Genomic DNA, 21,559 nt, shown 5'->3' with positions numbered 1-21,559 from the left:
AAACGCCTCACCGACATGGGAAAGTAATAATGAACGCCAAGGCTGCGTCATTTCCGATATTGTATCCGTTCGTCGCAACGCGGGTGCCTGATACAAAGCGTTACAATCGCGGTACTGACCCAGTGTCGCCACCCTGCCAAATGATCTGGGTGAATAGTTTGCCGCATATCCTGGTTGTCGACGACCACCGCCAGATACGGGACTCGGTCACGCGATTCCTGGAACGAAATGGTATGCGGGCGACTTCGGCAAAAGATGCTCGAGACATGGACGAGAAGCTCGCGAAAGGTCACTTCGACCTGATGGTGCTCGACGTCATGATGCCGGGCGAGGACGGACTTTCGATCTGCAAGCGCCTATCGGCCGAGAAACGGCTTCCGATCATCATGCTCACGGCACTCGGGCAGGATCAGGACCGTATCGTGGGTCTGGAGATCGGCGCTGACGACTACCTCCCGAAACCGTTCAACCCGCGCGAGCTTCTCGCGCGGATCAAGGCGGTTCTGCGCCGTGCGCCCGAGGAGAGGAACGAGGCCGGAACGCTTTCAGGTCGCATCCTGCGGTTCGGTGGGCTGACGCTGGATACCGATGCCCTTATCATTACTGACCGTCACGGCGATCGCGTGCGACTAACGACGGCGGATTTTCGGTTGTTGACGGTCCTTCTGGCGCGTCCGCGCACGGTTCTGAGCCGCGAGCAGCTTCTTGATCTCACGGCGGGACGCGCGGCGGGCCCACTCGACCGCACGATCGACAACCAAATCTCTCGGCTGCGGCGCAAGATCGAGACTGATCCGTTGCGCCCGACGCTCATCACCACCGTTCGGAGCCATGGCTACAGTCTGAACGCGGATGTTGAAGTGATCTCGTGACCCGGTCGCAGATAGGCAGCCTGCGCGCGCAGCTCGTGATCCTCATCCTCGGGGCGTTGGCCGTCGCGCAGGCGGTGAGCCTGTGGCTCTTCGCGGACGAACGCAGCCTGGCCGTCCGCGCCGCCCTGGGCTTCGAGGCGGCGGGGCGCGCCGCCAATGTCGTGCGCCTACTGGAAGAAGCGCCGCCCGATCTTTCCGCGTCAATCGTGCGGGCGGCGAATTCGCCGCTTGTGCGGTTCGACCTTGCGCCCACCCCGAGTGTCACCGCGCCCGATCATCATCACGCCGCCTACATCGAAACGCGCGTCAGGGCATTGCTTGGCGACAGCTTCAGTCGCGACATTCGGGTCAACCTAAGGGAAGCCGCCGTCCCTCTTCATCCGATCCCGAACCTTTCCCCTCAAATGGCCAAGATGCATCAAGAGATGATGCGTGGCCGGATGCAGGCGGTCGAGATGAGCCTGTCCATCGCTTTGACCGGCGGCCGATGGCTGAACGTCGCCACGCGGTTCGAACGCCCGCCATTGCAATGGCCCCTGTTTTCCTTCCTGGCCTTCGGGCTGACGGCCGCGTTGATCCTCGTCGCGGCGTTCTGGTTCGTGATGACCCGCCTGACCGGGCCCCTGCGGGTTCTGTCGCGCGCCGCCGAGGATCTGGGGCGCGGCGACGCGGGTGAGCTGTTGCCGGTCGCCGGCCCTGAAGAGGTGCGGGACCTCACCCGCGCGTTTAATCGCATGCAAGAGCGGCTGACGCGCTTTGTCGCGGATCGCACCCGCATTCTCGCCGCGGTCAGCCATGACCTGCGATCGCCGCTCACGGCGATGCGCTTCGATGCCGAACTCGTCGAGGACGAGGAGACCCGCGAGAGCCTGATCGCCTCAATCGACGAGATGCAGACGATGGCCGAGGCCACACTCAACTTCGCCGAGGGCCTGGCGGGGCGCGAAGTCTCAGAGGTCGTCGAGGTACCCGATTGGCTCGGGGCACTGGCAGACGACAAGGCCACGCCGTTTGATCTGAATGGTGGCCCGTCGATGACGATGCGCATTCGTCCGCTCGCACTGCGCAGGGCCGTTCGCAACCTGGTCGAGAACGCTATCCGCTACGGTGGTAGCGCCACGGTCGGCTGGCACCGCGCGGGCGACGACCTGGTGCTTGAGGTGACCGATCACGGCCCTGGAATCCCCGAGGACGAGCTCGAAGAGGTCTTTGCGCCATTTCACCGGCTGGAAGCGTCCCGCTCGCTCGAAACCGGGGGGCACGGGCTGGGCCTTGCCATCGCGCGGGCGATCATACGCGGACACGGCGGCGACATTCGGCTCGAAAACCGTGCCGAAGGCGGACTGAAGGCTTCGATCTTCATCCCGTTGTCGGAGGACGCACCAATCAACACCGATAGGCATTGGAAGGAGACCTGAAAATGAGACGAATGGCAATCTGGGTAGTCATCGGTCTTGCGGCGCCGACACTGGCCGCCGCGAACCCCGGAGAAAACTGGCAGGGAGGGTATGGTCACATGATGGGGGGCGGCGGATACGGTATGTTGGGCGGCATGGTGATGATGCTTGTGTTCTGGGGCATTATTATCGCGCTGATCGTCTTTGCGGTGAAATGGTTCAACGACAATCAGGACGGCAATCGCGGAAAGCGTGATGCGCTCGCGATCCTGCGCGAACGTTTCGCTTCTGGCGAGATCGACGAGGAAGAGTTCGACAGCCGGCGCAAGGCGCTGGAAAAGTGAGGCAGGCACACCCAGGTCGCGCCCGCGGCTGTAGCGGAACAAGGCCGGGGCCAGTACCGAGTCGTTACTCGGCGACTGCCGTGCGAATAAACGGGCGCGGCAGCGCGCGGTCAGGGCTGTCCGGAGATGTCCCTTTCTTCGCCCGCGGCATCGTCGAGCGCCGCCATGACCGCCTCCGAACTCAGCAGTTCCGGCAGGACGATCCCGTCCGGTGCGGCCGGGCCATAGACCGCGTTGAACGGAATTCCGTAGCGCTCGAAGCCTTCCAGGTAGCGCGAAATCGCCGGATCGGGTCGGGTCCAGTCGGCTTGCATGGGGGATATACCCTCTGCGGCAAGAGCCGAGACGACCGGCTCGCGGTCGAGCACGACCGCCTTGTTCGCCTTGCAGGTCAGGCACCAGTCGGCTGTGACATCCACGAACACGACCTCGCCTGTCGAGACGCGGCGCGCGATTTCTGCCCGGTCGAAAGGCACCCAGTCGGTCACCTGCGCGCCAAGTGCACGGGGTGCCGATGTGTCGGCCAGATACGCCGCCCCGAAGAGCATGATCCCCACGAGGGGCAGCGCGAGCCCGGCGCGGACAGCACCCCGGAGCCTCGGCAGCGACAACAGCAGAACGAGGGCCGCCGTCATTCCCACGACCGCGAGCATCGTGGTCGTGCCGGCAACGCCCTGCAGCACCCAAACAAGCCAGGCCGCGGTGACAGCCAGAAGAAGGCCCAGCACCACTCGCAGCGCTATCATCCACCGCCCCGGCCGCGGCAGGTGGCGGACCAGACCCGGGCGGGCGGCAACCAGAAGGTAGGGGGCGGCGAGCCCCAGCCCGAGGAAGGTGAACACCAGCGCGATGTCGGTGCCGCGCCCGGCCAGTGCGAAGGCGATGGCTGTCCCGAGAAAGGGCGCCGAGCAGGGCGTGGCCAGTACCGCGGCGAAGGCGCCGGTTAGGAAATCGCCCACATGCCCCCCGGCGGTCCCGGCCCGGGCAAGCCGGGTTTGCAGACCGGCAGGCAGGGCGATCTCGAAGGCGCCGGCGAGGTTTGCGGCGAAGGCGGCAAGGATGCCGATCATGAGTGCGAGGAAGACCGGGTTCTGGAACTGCAGGCCCCAGCCGACGGTGACACCCGCCTGCCGCAGCGCGAAGAGGACTGCGGCGAGGCCCCACATGAGGGTCATGACCCCCGCGGCCGAGGCGAGGAACCCCCATCGCACGCTCGCGCGACCGGCGCCGTCTAGCTTCATGGCAGAGGACAGCTTGATCGACAGCACCGGCAGCACGCAGGGCATGACGTTCAGGATCAACCCGCCGATGAAGGCCGTCAGCGCGATCCAGACCATGCTGGAAAGTGGTGTGGCGGCGCGTGCTTCACTGTAGGGCGGTGGCGGTGCCGCGGCCAGCCTGTCCGGCGTCGCGGTCACGGCCCAGCCACGGGTATCGGTCGCGGTGAGCGACGGCACCGCAGTCGGATCGACAGGCGGAGAAAGAATGGGCAGGCGCGCCCAGAGCAGGCGGCCATCCTCGCCCAGCCTGATGTCGGGGGCCCCGAGGGAGGCCCCTTCTCCCAGTTCCGGGAAAACATCCGGCGTCTGGAAGGGCGAGGAGCGCCGCAGCGTCACGGTCAGCGCGGTTGCGTCGGCATCGATATGCGCGGTGGCGGACCGAATGCCCCCGGCTTCCGCCCCGACCGGGACGCGGCTCGCGTAATCGGCGATGCGCGCCGCGCTGTTCGGGTCGATAGACGCGCCTTCGGGCAGGTCCAGCGAAAGGTTGAAATCCTGCGGCACGCAGACATCGGAACAGGCCAGTAGCGTCACCGAGGCGGACAGAAGCGCGGACTGGCCGGGTTGTTCCAGCGCGATGCGAAGCGGAAAGATCACCTCGTCACGATAGCCGAAATTTTCGATGCCGAAGGCGGTGAACCGCTCGGGCGCGGGCCATTGAAATTCGACTTCGTCCACGTTGCGCGACCCGGTCCAGTCGATCTCGGGCGGGAAGCCCACCTCGCCGGGTGTGCGCCAATAGGTCTTCCAACCCTCGCCAAGGTCCAGCGCCAGCCCTGCGGAAATCGTACCGGACTCTCGCGCGATGCCATTTTCTGCCGTGATGAGCTGCGCGCTGACCGCCGGTGTCGTTGCCCGGTCCGACGTTGCTGCAAAAACCGCCAATGACCAGCCGACAAGACACAAAATGCTCCACGCGATCGTCGTGACGCACTGCCTGCTCGATCTGGTCAGCATATCCGACGCCAGCCTTCCTCGCGTTCGACGTTGACCACGCGGCGCAACACGGCGTCTGTCACTTCGCCCTGAATGACAGTGCCGCCGACCACCATGGCCGGTGTGCCGATGAACCCGAATATCCGAGAGAGCGCCTTGCTCACCATGAGGTCTTCGGCGACATCCCGGCTCTGCATGTCATTGATCAGCCGCTCCCCATCAATCCCGATCGTTTCGGACAAGTTCAGAAGGTAGTCGCGGCCAGGCCGAAAGGCTGTTTTCCATAGAGCTTCCTGGAAGGGGACATATGCACCCTGCCGTTTTGCCGCCAATGCGGCTTGCGCTGCACGGGCGGACCCTTCACCGAGGAGCGGCAATTCATGCCAGGAAACCGTCACACCACTCTCGCGAGCCTTGGCAAGCTCCTCGAGACGGCGCATCTGCACACGGCAGTACGGACAGTAGTAATCGGAGAATGACGCGACCGGTACGATCGACGAATCGTTACCCGCAACCGGATAAAGTGCCTTGCACAGGTCTGCTTCGACCTCGGCGATGGTTTCCGCCCGCGGCCCATCTTCTTTAGCTTCAAGGCCGAAAAATGGGTCGAATGCGCCGGACGAAGAGCTTCCGCCGGATATCCGCCGGAAGCCCTCCGGGCGCGCCAAAGGCTCGAACTCGGGCATGCCGGAGAAACGATCCAGGAGTGAGGGAAGCGTCTGAAAGCCGACAACAACGCCTGCAGCGACGCCGAGAAAGGCAAGTGTGGAACGTCTTGATGTCATTGCAGTTCCTGCGACCTACTTGCGAGAGCGTCGAACGCATAGCCGACCCTCCCGTCTTCGCAGGCGAGGGTGACGACACTGTCAGTGCCGGTCTGGACCGAGCGGCACCTATCCGGAAGCGACAACGCCGCATCGCGCGTGGACAGTGTGGTGTCTGGATCCGCGCACTGCAGCAAGGCCGTCCCGCAACCGGCCAGCGCAAGAAGGGCGACCAAGGCAAGTTTCGGACGCAGTCCGCAACCCGTTGCCGCCTTGTCAGCGCGCGGCATCGACTTGGACGACCGCCGTCGATTCCCGATCCTGTTCGGGGTCCTCCTCGCGGGTCTCCGCTGCGCTCTCGTGGCAGGATTTGCCCATCATGCGATGCATCACGACATGAGTGGCGAGGCACAGCGCCAGCGGGACCAAAAGCCCAAGATTGCTCGCAAGCCCGCCGAGCGTTCCGTTCGCCAAAAGAAAGGCGCCGAGCGGAACAAGCATCACGGCACAACAGGCCAGCATGCCGAGCTTCATGCCTGTACCGCCTGACAACAGGGTTCGTGGTTTCCAGGTCATCTTCCTCACCGCCTCGCTCAACTGACCGAACGATAGCTGCCTATTCCGGACAAACGTCAAGGATACATTCGAATACAAAAAACACGGGCTTGTCAGGTTGCAGGGTCGACGCGAGCCAGTACTAAACGCTTGAATTATCGAGCGGTCTGAAACCACAGCGCCATGCCAGCGGGTGCCGCTTTCGATGGGAACAGATCACAAGCTAGGAAGGGGCAACGAACGTGGACAAGCTCGGGCTTCTGATCGGTGGTGTCTTTGTTGCCGGGCTTGGTGTGGCGATCTGGCAATTCATGCAACCGACCGAGCAAACGGCGGGGTCCATGGTTCATCCGGAACCAACAGCATTGAGCGACCTGGCCCAAGGCGCGCCTATCGTCGAAGTTCGACTTCCCGCGCAGTTGTCGCCCGAAGCGACGATCGGCAAGCGCGCTTTCGAGGCCAAGTGCGCAGCTTGCCATGGCGCGAACGCAGCCGGTCAGAATGGCGTCGCACCACCGCTGATCCACCGCACATACGAACCGAACCATCATTCCGACGAAGCTTTTCAGAGGGCGGTTCAAAACGGTGTGCGCGCGCATCACTGGCCCTTTGGCAACATGCCCCCGGTCGAGGGGCTAACCCGCGCCGACGTTCAGTATATTGTGCGCTACGTCCGTCAGCTGCAGCGCGAGAACGGGATCAATTGATGCGGGTGCTGTCCTTTCTCGCCGAGCGCGGGGGTCTTGTCGCGATGCTCATGATCGCGCTCGCGGTCCTCGCCGCTCCGACGCCCGGACTTGCCGACACGCCAGATGCTCATTCCGAGAGCGCCGTGGTCGCGGACAACCACGGCGCGCCCGCCGGGCACGCGGCGCACGAGGGTGAGGTCAACCGCTCCTGCCACCCCGACCCGACTTGTTCCCCGGCCGCCATTCTCATGACCCGACCGATATTCGGGGCACAAGGTTTCCCGGCCGCGCGACAGGCGCTCGCGAAAACAACAATCCGCGGGAGAAATGCGCCTGTTGATCTTCCTCCTCCGCGACCCTGCGCCGTGTCACGACTGAATTCCGTGATCGACACCCAGACATGAGAGCCCAAGACATGATCAAGACACTTCTGACCGGCACCGCCCTTGCGGCAAGCCTTACCGCCTCCCTCGCAGTTGCCGGCCCTGGACACGGAGACGGCATCGGCGAACCTGGCGATGCCGCGCAAGTCGACCGTACTATCACCATCGAAATGGATGAAATGAACTACAGCCCCGAGACCGTCGAGGTCGCTCCTGGCGAGACAATCCGCTTCGAGGTGGTCAATGTTGGCCGCGCCGTGCACGAATTCAACATCGGCACGAGCGAGACCTGGAATGGCCACCGTGACGAAATGCAGACGATGATGCGCGAAGGCATGATGACCGTACGCAGCATCAATCATGACCGGATGAGGGAAGCCGGTATGATGCATGACGACGCCAACAGCGTCCTTCTGGAGCCGGGAGATACGGACGAAGTCATCTGGACGTTCTCCGAAGGCGGTGAGATCGGGTTCGCCTGCAACGTGCCCGGCCACCGCAACGCCGGCATGGTCGGCGATTTCCGGATGAGCCACGACTCCTGAAGCTCAAATAACTGGTGGCGGGCGAGATATTCGCCCGCCCCGACGCCTTTCTGGAGATATTGGCCATGCCGACACGACGCGCCTTCATCGGACAGACCGCCGCCGTTATGGGTCTGGCGGTGAGCGGCCGGCAGGTGTCTGCCGCCTCTCACGCGCCTGCGACCCTGACAGCGCGTGACGCCACGGCGCAACTTGCTCCCGACGGCTATGCGCCGACATCCATCTGGGGTTACGAGGGCCGGGCGCCCGGTCCGGCGATCCGGGTGCACCAAGGCGAAAGGGTGCGGCGGCGGCTGGTCAACGGCCTTCTCGAGCCGACCTCGGTCCACTGGCACGGGATCCGCATCGACAACGCGATGGATGGCGTCTCGGGCCTGACGCAAGAGGCCGTCGCACCGGGTCAGGCGTTTGTCTACGATTTCGTGGCACCCGATGCCGGGACCTACTGGTACCATGCGCATAACCGGTCCTGGGTGCAGGTCGCCCGCGGTCTGCACGGGCCGCTGATCGTGGAAGAGGCCGAACCGCCCGAGGTGGATCGCGAGGAGACCCTCGTGCTCGATGACTGGTTGCTCGATCCCGAAACGGCGATGATCGAGGACAGCTTCGACCAACCGATGAGAATGAGTCATGGCGGCCGGATCGGGAACCTGATCACCACCAATGGGCGGTTCGACCTGTCCATACCGGTCGCGCGGCACATGCGTTTGCGCCTGCGGCTTATCAACGCGTCGAATGCACGGATCTTTCCGTTGCAGCTTACCGGAATGCGGGGCTGGACGGTCGCACTCGACGGCATGCCGCTTGCCGCGCCCGAACCGCTGGAGGACGTTCTTGTTCTCGCCCCAGCGCAACGCGCCGATCTGATCGTCGATGTGACGACCGAAGCGGGCGAGATCGCGCATCTCGTCCGGATCGGCAATAACGACCAACCCGCCTCGCAGGTGGCGTTCCCCGTCTCGGGCAGCACCGCGCAGACGCCGCGCACGATACCGGCGGCCCTGCCACCCAATCCCGGCGACGACCTCGGGGCGCTCGCCGATGCTCAGCCTTTGCGGCTCGTGATGTCGGGCGGCGCTATGGGCCGGATGGACAGCGCCTTCCTGGGCGGAGAGCGCCTGGGCTTTCGCGAGCTTGCGGCGCGGGGACGGTTCTGGGCCTTCAACGAGATGGCCGAGATGACGCAGGCCCCGCTGGCTGATCTTTCTCTTGGTGAGCCGGTGCGGCTGGAGATCGTCAACGAGACCGCCTTTCCCCACGCGATGCACCTGCACGGGATGCACTTCCGCGAAATCCGCGACGGTGAACCCGTTGGCCCCATGCGCGACACGCTTATGGTGGCCGTTCAAGAGACGCGCGAGATTGGCTTTATCGCGGACAATGCGGGCGACTGGCTATTTCATTGCCACATGCTCAGCCATGCGGAAAGCGGGATGATGACATGGGTGCGGGTGACATGATGCGGTGGGGTCTCATTATCGGCCCAGCAGCACTCCTGCTTGTTGGCACGGGGGCGTGGCTGACGCTGCAGGACGCGCCGCAGGCCACGATGGCTCCCACCATGCCGGTGATGCCGACCGCGGTGGATATCGCGCAAGGAAAGGCGCTTTATGCCGAAAGCTGTGCGTCTTGCCACGGCGCCAATCTCGAAGGGCAGCCGGATTGGCGAACGCCGGGTCCGGATGGACGGCTACCCGCGCCGCCTCACGATGAAACCGGGCACACCTGGCACCACCCCGATCGTGTTCTGTTTCAATACACGAAGCTCGGTGGACGGGAAGCCCTGGCGCTGCAAGGCGTGGAGTTCGACAGCGGCATGCCCGCATTCAGCGATGTTCTGACGGATCGCGAGATCTGGAACATTCTCGCCTACATCCAATCAACCTGGCCCGAGCGCGCCCGCGCCATGCAGGCCGAACGCACGGCCGCCGATCTGGCGAATGGAGGGAGCTGACATGAAGAAACTCATCTCGATGATCGTGGTGGCGCTTTCGTTGGCGCTGCCACTGCAGGCGGCGGCCGAGGGCTTGTCCGAGGACAGGGTGCGCGAACTGGTCCTCGAGACCATCCGCGAGAACCCCGATATCGTCATGGAGGCCGTCGCGATCCTGGATTCCCGCCAAGCCGAGGCGCAGGCGGCGTCGCAGGCCGAGGTTCTCGACGAGGAACGCGAAACGCTGGAACGCGATCCCAATGCGCCGGTTCTGGGCAACCCTGAGGGCGATGTCACGGTGGTAGAATTCTTCGACTACAACTGCCCCTATTGCCGTCGTGCCAAGCCGGAGATCGAGGCTCTGCTCGCGGCCGATCCGAATGTTCGCCTTGTCTATCGCGAATGGCCGATCCTCGGCGAGGGGTCGGTTTTTGCCGCCCGTGCCGCACTGGCGGCACGCGAACAGGGCCTCTACGAGGACTTCCATTGGGCGATGATGGGCATGAACGGCCGCGCGGAAGAATCCGCTGTCCTTCGGATCGCGGAAGAAATCGGGCTCGACATCGTGCAGTTGCGCCGCGACATGGAAGCACAGGAGATCGACGCGCACATCCAGACCTCGATGCGTCTCGCGCGGGCCCTCGGCATCACGGGCACGCCATCTTTCGTGATCGGCGACGCCCTCGTTCCCGGTGTCGTGGACGTAGAACGATTGCAGACGCTTGTCTCCGATGCGCGGGAGCCGGAACAATGAAGACAACTGGGAAAACGGGCCTGACACGTCGCCATTTCATCGTGACCGTATCCGCGCTGTTCTCGCCACCCATCTCGGGGACGCTTCTGGCCGATACCTGGCCGAGTGAGGCGCAGAAAAGTGCATGGGATGCCGAAGTGACTCCGCCCTTCTTCGACCTCGAGACGTCCAATCCTTGGGGCCTCGATGCGCGTTTTCTTCCGCAACGGGTCGAGGCCCGTGCGAGCCTTGTTCCGGGGAACATCCATGTGGATGCAATTGCCCGCTACCTCTATCACATCGAGGAAGGCGGGACGGCTATGCGCTATGGCGTGGCCATCGCACGCGGCGATCTCTACGAACCCGGGACCTACACGATCCAGCGCAAGGTCCGGTGGCCACACTGGACGCCGACGCGCTCCATGATCGAACGCGATCCAGAGCTGTACTCGGATTTTGAAGACGGTATGGAGCCGGGTCCTGACAATCCGCTCGGCTCGCGTGCACTGTATCTCTTCGTGGGCGATCGCGACACCTATCTGCGCATCCATGGCTCGCCGGAGCCCCGCTCCATCGGGGGCCGCGCGAGTTCAGGCTGTGTGCGGATGGTCAATGCCCATATGATCGCGCTGTACCCGCAGGTTGAAACCGGCGTGACAGCTTACTTGCATCCGCCCGAAGACTACGTCGGCGCACAGAGTTGAGCACCAAATTCGAGGCACCCGGGAGAAGCCGGTAAACTCACTGCGCGAAAGGACCGGACTTGGGACGAAAATTTTCTAGCAGCCTCGTGTTGCCGGCCATTCTGAGCGGATGCACCGCTGTCGTTGGCACCGGGGACACGGACCCCGAGCTCATCCCCGAGCAGGTTGCTGCCCTGGCAGCCCCCTATCAGGATGTCTCTACGGCGCGCCTTTTGCCACGTGACGAATGTTACTGGTATCTTCACGAGGGGCCCGTCGAAACAACCCTTTTGCCGCTCAGAACCGTCGACGGGCGACCGATTTGCGCTGCGAGAGATTAGAAGGCGGCGTCATGGTTGGCGTCAAATTTCCCGGGTCGACGCTCAACCTACAGTTCGAGCGGCGCGGCGTTGCGACAGCTCGCGATAGAGCGCTTCCCTCGTGACGCCCAATTCGGCGGTCAGGCCGAGCGACAATTGATGGGTGAAGTGCAAGACGCAATTCTAGAATAAATGAAAACAATGACTTAGGATGAAGAACGTTGGAGCAGCATTTCAACGAGGTCGACGTCGAACATCTTCAGTTGGCGGGCGCCACGATCAAGGATCGTCACCTGGGCTCCCGCGCGCGCCGCGATATGCGCGAACTCGAAGGAGATTTAGCCGTCGCCCACGAACACAATCCGGCGAGGCAGCTCGGCGAGGTTCAGGAAGTCGGTGCTGTCGATCAGCCCTTCGGCCCCGGGAAAATCAAGCGGCCGCGGCTTCGCCCCTGTGGCGATCAGCGCGTGGCTGAAAACGATCTCTCCATGGCCGTCGATCTCGACCCGATCATCGGCGGTGAAGCGGGCGCGGCCGTGCAGCGCTCGCACCCCGGCCTCCGTCAGCCCACTTTCCATGCTCTGGGGCACCGGGTCGGTGAAGTTCTCCTTGTGCTTCATCAGCGCAGGCCAGTCGATCCGAGTCTCCCCTCTGGCGCCCTTGCCTTCGAGTCGTCTGGCGGCCTCCACCGCCTCAGCACCGGCGCGCAGCATCTTCTTCGGGTCGCAGTCCCTGAGCGCGCAAGTGCCGCCGTAGGGCAGCTCGTCGACGTTAGCGACGGACCAGCCGGCACGGGCGCATTTCTTTGCGGCGGTGATCCCGGCCATGCCGGCGCCGATGACGATCAGGTCGAGCGCGTCGGTCATCTCTGCTGCTCTCTCGATCATTTTGGAACTGGTGATTTCAGACCGGCGCCCGGGGGCCTGCGATGATGGTGAAGGCACCCAGCAGGCACAGGCCGACCCCGATCACGTCCCACCGATCCGGTCGCACCCCTTCGACGGCCCAGAGCCAGAACAGCGAGGCTGCGATGTAGATGCCGCCATAGGCCGCGTAGGCCCGTCCAGCGGCAGCGCTGTCGGCCAGCGTCAGCAGGTAGGCGAACAGCGCCAGCAAGGCCATGCCCGGCCCGATCCACCAGATCGGCTTGTCGAGCCGGAGCCAGGCCCAGAAGGCGAAGCATCCGGCGATTTCGGCGAGGGCGGCCCCGATATAGGCGGCAAGGGTCGGCATCGAGTGCTCCGTGTCCTATGGCGATGAAGAACGCTACCCCGCGCAGCAGCTGAGCGCGGCCACGTCCTTCTCGAAGGTCTGGGCAGCAAGCTTTAGTCCCTCGACGGTCGTGAGATAGGGCATGATCGTGTCCCCCAGGTCCTCGTAGGTCAGCCCGGCCTTCAGGGCCATGGCCGCTGTCTGGATGCTGTCGGCGCCCTCGGGGGCGAGGATCTGCGCGCCCAGCAGCCGCTTGCTCCCCGCCTCTGCCACCAGCTTGATCAGCCCACGCGTGTCGCGGGCGGCGAGTGCGCGCGGCACGGCATCGAGCGGCAGGACCGCGGTAATCACCTCTCGCCCGTCGGCCCGCGCCCGGGCCTCGCTCAGGCCAACGCCCGCCACCTGGGGATCGGAGAAAACCACCCAGGGCATCGTCCCATTGTCGTAGGCACGCGCCTCGCCCGCCACCGCGTTCCGGGCGGCAAGCTTGGCACCGTAGGCCGCCATGTAGACGAACTGATCGCGCCCGGTGACATCTCCCGCAGCCCAGACGTTCGGGTTGACGGTGCGCATCTGCGCATCGACCACGATCCCGCCCCGCGCATCGGTCTCGATCCCGGCGGCACCGAGGTTCAGGTCGTCGCTGTTCGGCACTCGTCCAGTGGCGAGCAGCAGCCGCTCGGCGCCGAAGCTTTCACCCCCGGTGCCCGTCAGGCGCACGGTGCTTCCGTCGCGTGCCACGCTTTCATATCCGGTGATCCGGGCCAGACGGATGCCCTCATCAGCGAGGTAGCGCTCCAAGGCCTCGGAGATTTCCGGCTCGGCCTCCGGCAGCACGCCGCGGCGGCTGACCAGCGTCACGATGACACCGGCGCGGGCGAAGAGCTGCGCCAGCTCCACGCCGATGTAGCCCGCGCCGAGGACCAGCAGGGAAGCGGGCAGCGCCGTCAGTTCCAGGGCCGATGTGCTGTCGAGGGCGTCGATCTCCTCGATGCCGGGGATCGCGGGCACATGGGGGCGCGATCCGGTGGCGATGACGATCTTCGCCGCCGGAAACGTCGCGCCGTCTACGGTGAGCCGGCCCTGCTCGTCAAACCGGGCACAACCCTCGATGTAGTCCACATTCTCGTGCCGAGGCAGCACGTCGGCGTATTTTGCCGCGCGCAACTCATCCACGAGCGCCTGTTTCTGTGCCACAGTCGCAGCCCAGTCGGTGACGCGACCCTCGGCCTCGACGCCGTCGAACCGCTTCACGGCGCGGGCGTGGTGCAGGCCCTCCACGGCGCGGATCAGAGCCTTGGAGGGCACGCAGCCCAAATTGACGCAGGTGCCTCCGATGGTGCCGTCGCCGATCAGGGCTACACGTGCCCCGGCCTCTGCGGCGGTTATCGCAGCCGAAAATCCGGCCGAACCAGCGCCGATCACGGCAAGGTCGTAGGCGCCGCCCTCGGGTGTGCCGCAATCTTTCATGTCAATCTCTCTTCAGTTGGTGCGCTGGCGCCGCCAGAGCGCGTAGAGGGTGATTCCAATGAACACCGCGAGCGCAGGCAGGAGCACCATGTCGAGCCAGCCCAACAGGGCGGAGAGCCCGACTGCGCCCAGGAGGATCACCAGGATCGGGGTGAAGCAGCACAGCGCTACGACTACGGTGCCGATCAGCCCGCATTTCACGAGGCGGTCGTTCCCGTCGGAGCGCCTCTCGCGGCCCATTACGAGCCGCTTTCGTCGGCCAGGGAGGCGCCGTAGCCGACACCCATGACGACGGCGATCAGTTCCTCTGGATTGGTGACGTCATCATCGTAGCGCAAGGCATAGAAACCGTCTTCCGCCTCGCCCTCGACAAACTCTGCGATCTCCACCGTCTCCACGCGCTGAAGGGCCGTGGCGACGATGTAGCTGCATGATGGGCACGTCAGTCCGGTGACGTGCACGCGGGTCTCGGCTTCGGCTGCGAGGATCGCGGTCGGGATGACCGAAAGGATCGCGACCAGCAACAGGTGGCTCAGCTGTCTCATGATGGGCTCCGTTTCAAAAAGTCAGGATGCGCGGTGCGGCGTAGGGAAAGATCAGGGCCAGCAGGACCACGGCCAGCGCGCTCCAGAGCACCCCATGCATGAAGCCGCGATCCACCGGGCGGGCGCAGGTACCGGTTCCGCAATCCTCGGCAGGCACCTTACGGTAAGCCTTCCAGAAGCCATAACCGAGGGCGACAGCCGCGAGAGAGAAGGTCACCCACTTGTAGGCGTAGAGCGCCGTAAGCTGGCCGATGAAGACCCCCGTGACACCAAGGCTCACCAGAACCAGCGGCAGGATGCAGCAGGAGGTCATCGCCAAGGCGCCAAGCACCCCGACCCCGGTCGCAGCCCATCCCGCCTTGTCCGTCCGGCCCCCATCCTGCCGTTCTGTTTCGATCGGCTTGGCCGTCATCGCGTCACCTTGTTGTAGTTCCTTGAATGGCAAGGTAGGGTCTGTAGTAGCTACAGGATCAAGGAATAATCCGATGCCTGACATTCACGCCTCCGCGAGCGACCTAAAGCGCTCCGACCTGGCCAGGCTCACCGGCTGCAATCTGGAGACCATCCGTTACTACGAGGGCATCGGCCTGATGCCTGATCCGCCCCGGACGGCATCGGGCCACCGCCGCTACGGCACGGCCCATGTGGAGCGGCTAAGTTTCGTGATGCGGGCTCGAGACCTCGGCTTCACCATGGAAGAGATCCGCGGCTTGCTGTCCCTGGTCGATCGCGGCAGTCACACCTGCGCCGAGGTCGAGCGGATGGGGCGCCACCATCTCGATGTGGTCCGCGCCAAGATCCGGGGTCTCCAGGCGATCGAGACCGTGCTCGCCGGAACCATCGCACGCTGCACCGGGGCCGACACTCCCGACTGCCCGCTGCTCGACGTCCTCAATGATGGCCAGAGGAAGCCAGCACCGATAGAAAGAGCGTCCGAATAGCTGCCATCCAGTTGGAGTGTAGCGAAAGTCCGGTATCCACCGTACCTTCGGTAGCGTTCGCGAACGCAGCGGATATCGAGCACGCGCAGCGAACGGCAGGCAGGTTCCCCCGGCGCGGTCGCTGCTCCCGAGGATTTCGCTGCGCTCAGTTCGAACGACCGGATCCACAGCTGCGATGCGACATGAAGATTTGCTGCGCCGCAACAGAAATGCCGCTGCGAGCGCACGCAGCGGGAATTTGCTTCTTCCGCAACGGGCTCACAGCCGCCATCCGCAGCGCGCGGCCGGATCGGCCGCAGACTAAAGCTGCCGTTTCCAACGAGCGCCACGCTCACGAGCTGAGCTCGCGCTGCGCTACTGAAAGAATGGCCCGGGACAGTTCGTGAAGCTGGTCGGCAGCCAGCCGGTTGATCTGCCAGAACAGGTGTCGCTCCAGCACCTTTCCGGGGACAAGCTCGACGAGATCTCCGCGCTCGAGATGGTGCCTCGCGAGCTGGACCGGATTTAGGGCCCACCCCATACCGGCGAGGCTGCCTTCGAGGAAGCTCTGTGTCGATGGGAGCCAATGAGTGGGGAATGACATGTCGTGCCCGAAAATCTCGCGCGCCCAGGCATCCTGGAGACGGTCCTTCTGGTTAAAGGTGAGGGCGGGCGCGAGTTTGAACGCCTCCTCCGTCAGACCATCCGGGAAGTATCGGGTAATGAAATCGGGGCTCGCTGTCGCCTGGTAGCGGAACGAGCCGAGCGGCGTGACCCGGCATCCCTGCACTGGGCGTTCCAGCGCGGTGACAGCGGCAAGCACACGGCCGCGGCGCAGCCAGTCGGCGGTATGGTCCTCGTCGTCTATGGCGACATTCACGAGATAGTCGGTGGTCTTGGTGAAGGAGGCGATGGCCTCGAGAAACCAGGTCCCGAGGCTGTCGGCGTTCGTGGCCACGTTGAGGGTCACCCGTTGCCCGGCACCTTCAGGCCCGGAGAGCTCGGGCAGCTGTTCCATGAGATCCTTCTCGAACATCCCGACGCGATCCATGTGTCGGCAGAGCGCAAGGCCCCTGTCCGTGGCGGTGCAGGGCGTCCCCCGCTCGATGAGCACCGCGCCGAGACGCTCCTCGAGATGCTTGATGCGCTGAGAGACAGCAGAGGGTGTCACGTTGAGCGACGCGGCGGCGCGTTCGAAGCTGCCCGTCCTGACGACCGCAGCGACGGCCCGGAGAGCTGCGTAGTCCACCGCCATTTAGTTTCCCTTCATTGGTATCAGTGACTTTAAATTGTCTAATCTCAATCGACCGCATACGCCAAGGGCAGTCTTTCGGATCGGAGCCCAGCACATGGATCTCGCAGTCTTCTTCACCGGCATGATGATGAGCCTCAGCCTCATCGTGGCGATTGGCGCCCAGAACGCCTTCGTGTTGCGGCAGGGGCTGCGGGGCGAGCATGTCCTGGCGGTCTGCCTCGCCTGCGCAATTTCGGACGCGATCCTGATCACCGTGGGCGTGACCAGCTTTCGAACGGTCTCGGAATGGTTGCCGTGGCTCGAGCCCATCATGCGTTACGGCGGCGCGGCCTTCCTGATCTGGTATGGCGTGAAGAGCCTCCTGTCGGCGCTGCGGTCGAACGAGGCACTGGCCGCGGATGCGTCGCTGCCGGTGACCGATCTGTTCCGCACGCTGGTGGCCTGCCTCGCCATCACCTGGCTGAACCCGCATGTGTATCTCGACACGGTCGTCCTGCTGGGAACCATCTCTACCCAGTTCACCAGCAGCCAAGGATCCTTCGCTGTCGGCGCAATCCTCGGGTCGTTCGTCTTCTTCTTCGCCCTCGGCTACGGTGCCATCAAATTGCGCCCGGTTTTCGAGCGGCCGGCGGCCTGGCGCATCCTCGAGACACTCATTGCGCTGGTGATGTGGATCATTGCTTTCAAGCTTCTGGCCGGAACCTGAGGGAGGGACGCGATGGAGAACATCAACCACCTGCTCGTCGTTTTCACCGCCTACGTGATCGCGGCCGGGAGCCCCGGGCCAAGCACCCTCCGGATCATGGGCGTGGCGATGACCCACGGTCGGCAAGCCGGACTGGCGCTGGCCGCGGGGGTCATCTCCGGATCGCTGTTCTGGGGTCTGTCCGCGGCCACAGGCGTTTCCGCGTTACTCGCGCGCTATGCCGAGGCCCTGTTCGTCCTGAAGGTCTTCGGCGGCCTATACCTGCTCTACCTCGCGGTGCGCGCGGCCCGAAGCGCGATGACCTCCGGCCCGGCAACCTCAACTGGCCCCGCACGAGCTGATACGCCACCGTCCTCGGCTGCGCTCTACCGCCATGGATTGATCATGCATCTGGCCAACCCGAAGGCCGTGCTGGCCTGGATTGCCCTCGTCACCCTCGGCCTCGGCGCCGAGGCCTCGTGGCATGACGTGGCCACCATTCTGGCGGGCTGCGCGGTCCTGAGCGTGACGATTTTCGGCGGCTACGCGCTCGTGTTCTCGACGGCGCCGATGATCCGCATCTACCGGCGCGCCCGGCGCGGGATAGAGGGCGTCTTGGCCGCGTTCTTCGGATTCGCCGGTCTGCGCCTGCTCTTTTCGCGCGTTTGAAGGAGAACCCTCCATGACCCTGTTCACCGGCCTGTCGGCCTTTCCCCTTACCCCCGCCGACGACGGGGGGCAGCTGAAGCCCGAGCTTCTGCAACGCTTTCTCGAGCGGATCGTGGCAGCGGGCGTGGATTCCATCGGGCTACTCGGTAGCACCGGCGGATACGCCTACCTGATGCCGGAGGAGCGCAAGCGCACTCTCCGGGCCGCAGTAGAATGCGTGGCGGGCCGGACGCCGCTCATCGTCGGTGTCGGCGCCCTTACGACCGATGTCGCCGAGAATCTCGCGCGAGATGCCCGAAAAGCTGGCGCGGACGGTCTGCTTCTTGCTCCCATGTCCTACCAACCGCTGACCAACGAGGAGGTGTTCCGCCATTTCGAGGCCGTCGCCGCGGCCGGCGAGCTGCCCCTGTGCATCTACAACAACCCGAGCACCACGAAATTCACCTTCAGCCCGGACCTGATCGCGCGACTGGCCGAGCTTCCGAACGTGACCGCGGTGAAGATGCCTTTGCCTGCGGACGGCGATTGCGCGGGTGAGATGCAGCGCTTGCGGGCCGTGACACCGGAGGGCTTTGCCATCGGCTACAGCGGAGACTGGGGTGCGAAAGACGCGCTGCTCGCTGGCGGGGCCTGCTGGTATAGCGTGGTGGCCGGACTCTTGCCGGAACCCGCCCTGGCGCTCACCCGTGCGGCCCAGGCGGGGGATGCGGCCGAAGCCGAGCGTATCGATGACGCCTTCGCTCCCCTCTGGGCGCTGTTCCGGGAGTTCGGGAGCTTCCGGGTGATGTTCGCTATGGCGGAGATCCTCGGATTTGGACCTATCACGCCGCCGGGCCCGATCCTGGCGCTTGAGCCAGCATCCCGCGAAAGGGTCGAGGTGGCGCTGCGTCCGCCGCTCCAAGTCGCCGGCTGACAACTCGCACTGTGGTTACGCAGCATATTGCCGGAGTGTCTTGGAAGGGCTCGTCGCGAACCTTCGCGGCGGCTTGCCTGAGCGATGGCTCAGCGGACGAACGAGTCATTCGCTGCACTGCGTACGAAGGTCTGGGGTCGGCTTCGAGCTTGCTGGCGGATTGATATGTGGACGAATTTCTATCGTGGGTCCCGCCAAATGTGACAAGAAAATATACGATAATAACAAACTCCCCAGCTGATATCACTCACAAGAGCAGACCAATTTGCAGCCCAAAATTTTGAGACGTAGAGACATTACTTCAATTCAAGGATGTCCAGATGTTTTCCATCGTCATACTCGTCGTCGCGGGCCTGCTCGCGGGCATAGTCAACGCCATTGCCGGCGGTGGCACACTGCTTAGCTTTCCCGCCCTGGTCTGGCTTGGGGTGCCCCCGATCATGGCCAATGCGACCGCGACGATGACTGCGTTGCCGGGCTATATCGGGAGTGCCTGGGCCTATCGACGTGATATTTCCGCGGAAGGAAGCCTGCGGCTGGGCAGTATCATCCTGATCGCCGCGCTTGGCGGGCTCGCTGGGGCTGGGCTTCTCCTGATTACTCCGGGCGGTGCTTTTGTGGGTATCGTGCCGTGGCTGTTGCTGGCGGCCACGCTGCTCTTCGCAACTGGTCCGCGTCTGATAGCCATGGTTCGCGCGAGGGGATGGAAGATCGGGCCGGTTCTCTCGGCGGTCGCGATCTTCCTTGTTGCCGGCTACGGCGGTTACTTCAACGGCGGGTTGGGGATCATGTTACTGGCCGTTTTCGGCCTGATTGGTTTCCAGGATCTGCATGGCATGAATGGCCTGAAAAACATGCTCTCTGCCGTGCTTTCATTGGTATCCGTGGCGACCTATACGGCCGCCGGCCTGATCGCGTGGGAGTCCGCTGCAATCCTGGCACTTTCGACAACACTCGGCGGATACATCGGAGCTCGGCAAGCGCGCCGCATAAGGCACACTGAATATCTGCGCATCCTAATCGTCGGCATAGGTGCTGCTCTGACTGTGGGGTTCTTCGTGATCTGACCGCGGAAACGCATCGCGCTCCTATCGGCTCAGATGCGTTCCATCCGACAGGAGCACCTCTGACATGGGGATGTCCCAGGGCATCGGATAGATGGTCCACAGGCGGCATTCAGAAAAGCCGACGCCGATGACCCGTGGACGAGGCTCGAACTGAGACAGGGTCCGATCGTAATATCCCCCGCCTTTTCCGAGGCGGTAGAGCTCTGCGTCGACGCCCACAAGTGGCGCGATTACGACATCGGGCGCACACGTGGCGCCATCGGCGGGCACGAAGATGTTCCAGAAGCCGCGGGTCATCCGGCTATCCGGGGACCAGGTGCGAAATTCGAGCGGTGCCTGTTCTTCCACGACCACCGGAAGCAGCACCCGAGCACCGGCAGCATCGGCGGCGCGCATCCACGGGCGGAGGTCCGGCTCTCCCCGGATCGGCCAGTAGACGGCGACGGACATGCTGGCCTCGAGGCTGATGATCCGGTCCAAACCGTCGATGAGGGCCTCCGTCGCCCTCTGCCGCTCTTCTGAGGACAATGCACGCGCTGCAACAAGCCGCGCCCGCTCGGCGCGGCGGAATCTTGCCACATCTCGCGCTGTATCCGGATCGACCGGGTGTCCGTCGACCAGAAGGTGAGCAAAGCAGGGGCCCGTGCCCCCGGCGGTCTCGTCTTCCATCATGCGGGTGCCCGCCCTGTCTGTTGCGGCGGGAATAGGATATCGTAGCCCCATGTGAAAACGAAGGCGTAGACCATGTAGAAGGCCGCGAAGGAAATCTCCATCATTAGCGCGGCGGCCAGCGAGACATCGAGCCACCACGCGAACAGCGGGAGCAGAAGGACGAGAAGGGTTGTCTCAAAGAGCACGGCATGAACGAGCCGGAGTGGCAGGGTCTTACGGAGATCGCCGCGGCGCCAGTTCAACAGATGATCGAAGCCGAGATTGAAGAGGTAGTTCCAGGCCGTCGCGGCCGTGGCGCCGAGCACCACCAGAATGCCCATGTCCCCCATCGGATGATTGAAGCCCCAGGCAAAGAGCGGTGTGACGATCAGGATGCCGATGAGCTCGAAGCTGATGGCCTGACGGATACGGTCTGTAGTGCTGCGCATGGAAGGGCTCCGATTGTTCGTCGGGCCGTGCCGCGTGTTGACCATCTGGCCGAGTAAGGTCGTCCTCACCTGTCGCAATGATGAGCACCGACTGCCGGCTTTTCAACCCGAGCCTTATACCGCCGAGCGCTCTTCTGCCCAATGAAGCAGCAAGCGGATGATGTCGGAGCGCGTAAGAATGCCGACGAGACGAGCGTCTCGCGTCACCGGAACGCATGACGTTTGACACTTTGCGGCGCGCCGCGCGGTGCCGTCGATTTATGGGACGCTCCTGTGCCGCGACGATCTT

At 64.1% G+C, this 21,559-nt stretch carries 29 protein-coding genes; 15 read left to right on the top strand and 14 right to left on the bottom strand.

The genetic code is table 11. The annotated features are described in order from the left end of the window. The first annotated feature begins 149 nt into the window (after window positions 1-149). Genes BMZ25_RS07460 through BMZ25_RS07450 form a run of 3 tightly spaced genes read left to right on the top strand, consistent with a single transcriptional unit; the run spans window position 150 to window position 2,613 of the window. Entirely contained in the window at window positions 150-872 is a 723-nt protein-coding gene (locus BMZ25_RS07460) for a response regulator (protein ID WP_092692426.1), read from the top strand. 56 nt (window positions 873-928) lie between these two features. After that, window positions 929-2,290, top strand: coding sequence for an ATP-binding protein (locus BMZ25_RS07455; RefSeq protein ID WP_235859816.1), 1,362 nt, complete (start codon window positions 929-931; stop codon window positions 2,288-2,290). A gap of 2 nt (window positions 2,291-2,292) precedes the next feature. Then, complete coding sequence (locus BMZ25_RS07450) at window positions 2,293-2,613, top strand: SHOCT domain-containing protein (RefSeq protein ID WP_235859815.1); 321 nt, start codon at window positions 2,293-2,295, stop codon at window positions 2,611-2,613. Window positions 2,614-2,723: 110 nt separating this feature from the next. Here BMZ25_RS07450 and BMZ25_RS07445 read toward each other — a convergent pair whose 3' ends face one another. The 3 genes from BMZ25_RS07445 to BMZ25_RS07430 form a co-directional block, all read right to left on the bottom strand. After that, window positions 2,724-4,778: a protein-disulfide reductase DsbD family protein gene (locus BMZ25_RS07445; RefSeq protein ID WP_328586840.1), complete on the bottom strand. Its 2,055-nt coding sequence runs from the start codon at window positions 4,776-4,778 to the stop codon at window positions 2,724-2,726. A gap of 65 nt (window positions 4,779-4,843) precedes the next feature. Further along, window positions 4,844-5,614, bottom strand: coding sequence for a DsbA family protein (locus BMZ25_RS07440; protein ID WP_092691239.1), 771 nt, complete (start codon window positions 5,612-5,614; stop codon window positions 4,844-4,846). A 255-nt stretch (window positions 5,615-5,869) separates the two neighbouring features. Next, window positions 5,870-6,127 carry a DUF2933 domain-containing protein gene (locus BMZ25_RS07430; protein ID WP_235859814.1) on the bottom strand — a complete coding sequence of 86 codons (258 nt, stop codon included), beginning with the start codon at window positions 6,125-6,127 and terminating at the stop codon, window positions 5,870-5,872. Window positions 6,128-6,390: 263 nt separating this feature from the next. Between BMZ25_RS07430 and BMZ25_RS07425 the strand changes: the two genes are divergently transcribed. The 7 genes from BMZ25_RS07425 to BMZ25_RS07400 all read left to right on the top strand — a co-directional run bounded on the left by BMZ25_RS07425 (window position 6,391) and on the right by BMZ25_RS07400 (window position 11,135). Next, window positions 6,391-6,855 carry a c-type cytochrome gene (locus BMZ25_RS07425; protein ID WP_092691220.1) on the top strand — a complete coding sequence of 155 codons (465 nt, stop codon included), beginning with the start codon at window positions 6,391-6,393 and terminating at the stop codon, window positions 6,853-6,855. After that, the gene (locus BMZ25_RS20415) at window positions 6,855-7,241 is read left to right on the top strand and encodes a hypothetical protein (RefSeq protein ID WP_143071501.1); all 387 of its coding nucleotides are present in this window, start codon (window positions 6,855-6,857) and stop codon (window positions 7,239-7,241) included. Before BMZ25_RS07425 ends, BMZ25_RS20415 begins: the two co-directional genes overlap by 1 nt. A gap of 11 nt (window positions 7,242-7,252) precedes the next feature. After that, complete coding sequence (locus tag BMZ25_RS07420) at window positions 7,253-7,765, top strand: cupredoxin domain-containing protein (protein ID WP_092691217.1); 513 nt, start codon at window positions 7,253-7,255, stop codon at window positions 7,763-7,765. 65 nt (window positions 7,766-7,830) lie between these two features. Continuing rightward, window positions 7,831-9,225, top strand: a complete 1,395-nt coding sequence (locus BMZ25_RS07415; protein WP_092692424.1) for a multicopper oxidase family protein — start codon at window positions 7,831-7,833, stop codon at window positions 9,223-9,225. Beyond that, window positions 9,207-9,719: a c-type cytochrome gene (locus tag BMZ25_RS07410; protein WP_092691212.1), complete on the top strand. Its 513-nt coding sequence runs from the start codon at window positions 9,207-9,209 to the stop codon at window positions 9,717-9,719. The genes BMZ25_RS07415 and BMZ25_RS07410 overlap by 19 nt, the downstream gene beginning before the upstream one ends. Before the next feature lies 1 nt (window position 9,720). Next, the gene (locus BMZ25_RS07405; protein ID WP_092691206.1) at window positions 9,721-10,452 is read left to right on the top strand and encodes a DsbA family protein; all 732 of its coding nucleotides are present in this window, start codon (window positions 9,721-9,723) and stop codon (window positions 10,450-10,452) included. After that, complete coding sequence (locus tag BMZ25_RS07400) at window positions 10,449-11,135, top strand: L,D-transpeptidase (protein WP_092691201.1); 687 nt, start codon at window positions 10,449-10,451, stop codon at window positions 11,133-11,135. Before BMZ25_RS07405 ends, BMZ25_RS07400 begins: the two co-directional genes overlap by 4 nt. Before the next feature lie 505 nt (window positions 11,136-11,640). Here the strand turns inward: BMZ25_RS07400 and BMZ25_RS21345 are convergent. Genes BMZ25_RS21345 through BMZ25_RS07365 form a run of 7 tightly spaced genes read right to left on the bottom strand, consistent with a single transcriptional unit; the run spans window position 11,641 to window position 15,073 of the window. Beyond that, window positions 11,641-11,772, bottom strand: a complete 132-nt coding sequence (locus tag BMZ25_RS21345; protein WP_328586845.1) for an NAD-binding protein — start codon at window positions 11,770-11,772, stop codon at window positions 11,641-11,643. Beyond that, entirely contained in the window at window positions 11,773-12,300 is a 528-nt protein-coding gene (locus tag BMZ25_RS07390; RefSeq protein WP_235859813.1) for an FAD-dependent oxidoreductase, read from the bottom strand. 37 nt (window positions 12,301-12,337) lie between these two features. Next, window positions 12,338-12,667, bottom strand: coding sequence for a YnfA family protein (locus BMZ25_RS07385; RefSeq protein WP_092691190.1), 330 nt, complete (start codon window positions 12,665-12,667; stop codon window positions 12,338-12,340). A gap of 33 nt (window positions 12,668-12,700) precedes the next feature. Further along, window positions 12,701-14,116: a mercury(II) reductase gene (merA, locus tag BMZ25_RS07380; protein WP_092691187.1), complete on the bottom strand. Its 1,416-nt coding sequence runs from the start codon at window positions 14,114-14,116 to the stop codon at window positions 12,701-12,703. Window positions 14,117-14,128: 12 nt separating this feature from the next. Next, complete coding sequence (merF, locus tag BMZ25_RS07375; protein WP_092691182.1) at window positions 14,129-14,356, bottom strand: mercury resistance system transport protein MerF; 228 nt, start codon at window positions 14,354-14,356, stop codon at window positions 14,129-14,131. Beyond that, window positions 14,356-14,661, bottom strand: a complete 306-nt coding sequence (locus BMZ25_RS07370) for a hypothetical protein (RefSeq protein WP_092691179.1) — start codon at window positions 14,659-14,661, stop codon at window positions 14,356-14,358. Before BMZ25_RS07370 ends, merF begins: the two co-directional genes overlap by 1 nt. Window positions 14,662-14,674: 13 nt before the next feature. Then, a complete protein-coding gene (locus BMZ25_RS07365) occupies window positions 14,675-15,073 on the bottom strand; it encodes a mercuric transporter MerT family protein (RefSeq protein ID WP_092691176.1) in 399 nt (132 codons plus the stop codon). A 73-nt stretch (window positions 15,074-15,146) separates the two neighbouring features. Here BMZ25_RS07365 and BMZ25_RS07360 point away from each other — a divergent pair, with 73 nt between their 5' ends. After that, window positions 15,147-15,602, top strand: a complete 456-nt coding sequence (locus BMZ25_RS07360) for a MerR family transcriptional regulator (protein ID WP_092691174.1) — start codon at window positions 15,147-15,149, stop codon at window positions 15,600-15,602. A gap of 331 nt (window positions 15,603-15,933) precedes the next feature. Here BMZ25_RS07360 and BMZ25_RS07355 read toward each other — a convergent pair whose 3' ends face one another. Beyond that, entirely contained in the window at window positions 15,934-16,836 is a 903-nt protein-coding gene (locus tag BMZ25_RS07355) for a LysR family transcriptional regulator ArgP (RefSeq protein WP_092691171.1), read from the bottom strand. A gap of 94 nt (window positions 16,837-16,930) precedes the next feature. Between BMZ25_RS07355 and BMZ25_RS07350 the strand changes: the two genes are divergently transcribed. The 4 genes from BMZ25_RS07350 (at window position 16,931) to BMZ25_RS07335 (ending at window position 20,170) form a co-directional block, all read left to right on the top strand. Beyond that, complete coding sequence (locus BMZ25_RS07350) at window positions 16,931-17,542, top strand: LysE/ArgO family amino acid transporter (RefSeq protein ID WP_092691166.1); 612 nt, start codon at window positions 16,931-16,933, stop codon at window positions 17,540-17,542. A 12-nt stretch (window positions 17,543-17,554) separates the two neighbouring features. Beyond that, window positions 17,555-18,190 carry a LysE family translocator gene (locus BMZ25_RS07345; RefSeq protein ID WP_092691161.1) on the top strand — a complete coding sequence of 212 codons (636 nt, stop codon included), beginning with the start codon at window positions 17,555-17,557 and terminating at the stop codon, window positions 18,188-18,190. A gap of 13 nt (window positions 18,191-18,203) precedes the next feature. Continuing rightward, window positions 18,204-19,103, top strand: a complete 900-nt coding sequence (locus BMZ25_RS07340; protein ID WP_092691158.1) for a dihydrodipicolinate synthase family protein — start codon at window positions 18,204-18,206, stop codon at window positions 19,101-19,103. A 320-nt stretch (window positions 19,104-19,423) separates the two neighbouring features. Further along, entirely contained in the window at window positions 19,424-20,170 is a 747-nt protein-coding gene (locus BMZ25_RS07335) for a sulfite exporter TauE/SafE family protein (protein WP_092691154.1), read from the top strand. 21 nt (window positions 20,171-20,191) lie between these two features. Here BMZ25_RS07335 and BMZ25_RS07330 read toward each other — a convergent pair whose 3' ends face one another. The 3 genes from BMZ25_RS07330 to BMZ25_RS21385 all read right to left on the bottom strand — a co-directional run bounded on the left by BMZ25_RS07330 (window position 20,192) and on the right by BMZ25_RS21385 (window position 21,477). Further along, the gene (locus BMZ25_RS07330; protein ID WP_092691151.1) at window positions 20,192-20,842 is read right to left on the bottom strand and encodes a 5-formyltetrahydrofolate cyclo-ligase; all 651 of its coding nucleotides are present in this window, start codon (window positions 20,840-20,842) and stop codon (window positions 20,192-20,194) included. Next, the gene (locus tag BMZ25_RS07325) at window positions 20,839-21,270 is read right to left on the bottom strand and encodes a PACE efflux transporter (protein WP_092692420.1); all 432 of its coding nucleotides are present in this window, start codon (window positions 21,268-21,270) and stop codon (window positions 20,839-20,841) included. Before BMZ25_RS07325 ends, BMZ25_RS07330 begins: the two co-directional genes overlap by 4 nt. Window positions 21,271-21,384: 114 nt before the next feature. Continuing rightward, window positions 21,385-21,477 carry a hypothetical protein gene (locus tag BMZ25_RS21385; RefSeq protein ID WP_177190416.1) on the bottom strand — a complete coding sequence of 31 codons (93 nt, stop codon included), beginning with the start codon at window positions 21,475-21,477 and terminating at the stop codon, window positions 21,385-21,387. Between the last annotated feature and the right edge of the window lie 82 nt (window positions 21,478-21,559).

It is taken from the genome of Tranquillimonas rosea, assembly GCF_900111315.1.
Lineage (GTDB): Bacteria > Pseudomonadota > Alphaproteobacteria > Rhodobacterales > Rhodobacteraceae > Tranquillimonas > Tranquillimonas rosea.
This window is presented reverse-complemented; position numbering and strand designations above follow the sequence as displayed.

Bases quoted from the DNA above. Each gene is read 5' to 3' on its own strand.
- BMZ25_RS07450 (WP_235859815.1), top strand. From the start codon at position 2,293: ATGAGACGAATGGCAATCTGGGTAGTCATCGGTCTTGCGGCGCCGACA.
- BMZ25_RS07440 (WP_092691239.1), bottom strand. From the start codon at position 5,614: ATGACATCAAGACGTTCCACACTTGCCTTTCTCGGCGTCGCTGCAGGC.
- BMZ25_RS07430 (WP_235859814.1), bottom strand. From the start codon at position 6,127: ATGAAGCTCGGCATGCTGGCCTGTTGTGCCGTGATGCTTGTTCCGCTC.
- BMZ25_RS20415 (WP_143071501.1), top strand. From the start codon at position 6,855: ATGCGGGTGCTGTCCTTTCTCGCCGAGCGCGGGGGTCTTGTCGCGATG.
- BMZ25_RS07420 (WP_092691217.1), top strand. From the start codon at position 7,253: ATGATCAAGACACTTCTGACCGGCACCGCCCTTGCGGCAAGCCTTACC.
- BMZ25_RS07415 (WP_092692424.1), top strand. From the start codon at position 7,831: ATGCCGACACGACGCGCCTTCATCGGACAGACCGCCGCCGTTATGGGT.
- BMZ25_RS07410 (WP_092691212.1), top strand. From the start codon at position 9,207: ATGGGTGCGGGTGACATGATGCGGTGGGGTCTCATTATCGGCCCAGCA.
- BMZ25_RS07405 (WP_092691206.1), top strand. From the start codon at position 9,721: ATGAAGAAACTCATCTCGATGATCGTGGTGGCGCTTTCGTTGGCGCTG.
- BMZ25_RS07400 (WP_092691201.1), top strand. From the start codon at position 10,449: ATGAAGACAACTGGGAAAACGGGCCTGACACGTCGCCATTTCATCGTG.
- BMZ25_RS07390 (WP_235859813.1), bottom strand. From the start codon at position 12,300: ATGACCGACGCGCTCGACCTGATCGTCATCGGCGCCGGCATGGCCGGG.
- BMZ25_RS07385 (WP_092691190.1), bottom strand. From the start codon at position 12,667: ATGCCGACCCTTGCCGCCTATATCGGGGCCGCCCTCGCCGAAATCGCC.
- merA (WP_092691187.1), bottom strand. From the start codon at position 14,116: ATGAAAGATTGCGGCACACCCGAGGGCGGCGCCTACGACCTTGCCGTG.
- merF (WP_092691182.1), bottom strand. From the start codon at position 14,356: ATGGGCCGCGAGAGGCGCTCCGACGGGAACGACCGCCTCGTGAAATGC.
- BMZ25_RS07370 (WP_092691179.1), bottom strand. From the start codon at position 14,661: ATGAGACAGCTGAGCCACCTGTTGCTGGTCGCGATCCTTTCGGTCATC.
- BMZ25_RS07365 (WP_092691176.1), bottom strand. From the start codon at position 15,073: ATGACGGCCAAGCCGATCGAAACAGAACGGCAGGATGGGGGCCGGACG.
- BMZ25_RS07360 (WP_092691174.1), top strand. From the start codon at position 15,147: ATGCCTGACATTCACGCCTCCGCGAGCGACCTAAAGCGCTCCGACCTG.
- BMZ25_RS07355 (WP_092691171.1), bottom strand. From the start codon at position 16,836: ATGGCGGTGGACTACGCAGCTCTCCGGGCCGTCGCTGCGGTCGTCAGG.
- BMZ25_RS07350 (WP_092691166.1), top strand. From the start codon at position 16,931: ATGGATCTCGCAGTCTTCTTCACCGGCATGATGATGAGCCTCAGCCTC.
- BMZ25_RS07345 (WP_092691161.1), top strand. From the start codon at position 17,555: ATGGAGAACATCAACCACCTGCTCGTCGTTTTCACCGCCTACGTGATC.
- BMZ25_RS07340 (WP_092691158.1), top strand. From the start codon at position 18,204: ATGACCCTGTTCACCGGCCTGTCGGCCTTTCCCCTTACCCCCGCCGAC.
- BMZ25_RS07335 (WP_092691154.1), top strand. From the start codon at position 19,424: ATGTTTTCCATCGTCATACTCGTCGTCGCGGGCCTGCTCGCGGGCATA.
- BMZ25_RS07330 (WP_092691151.1), bottom strand. From the start codon at position 20,842: ATGATGGAAGACGAGACCGCCGGGGGCACGGGCCCCTGCTTTGCTCAC.
- BMZ25_RS07325 (WP_092692420.1), bottom strand. From the start codon at position 21,270: ATGCGCAGCACTACAGACCGTATCCGTCAGGCCATCAGCTTCGAGCTC.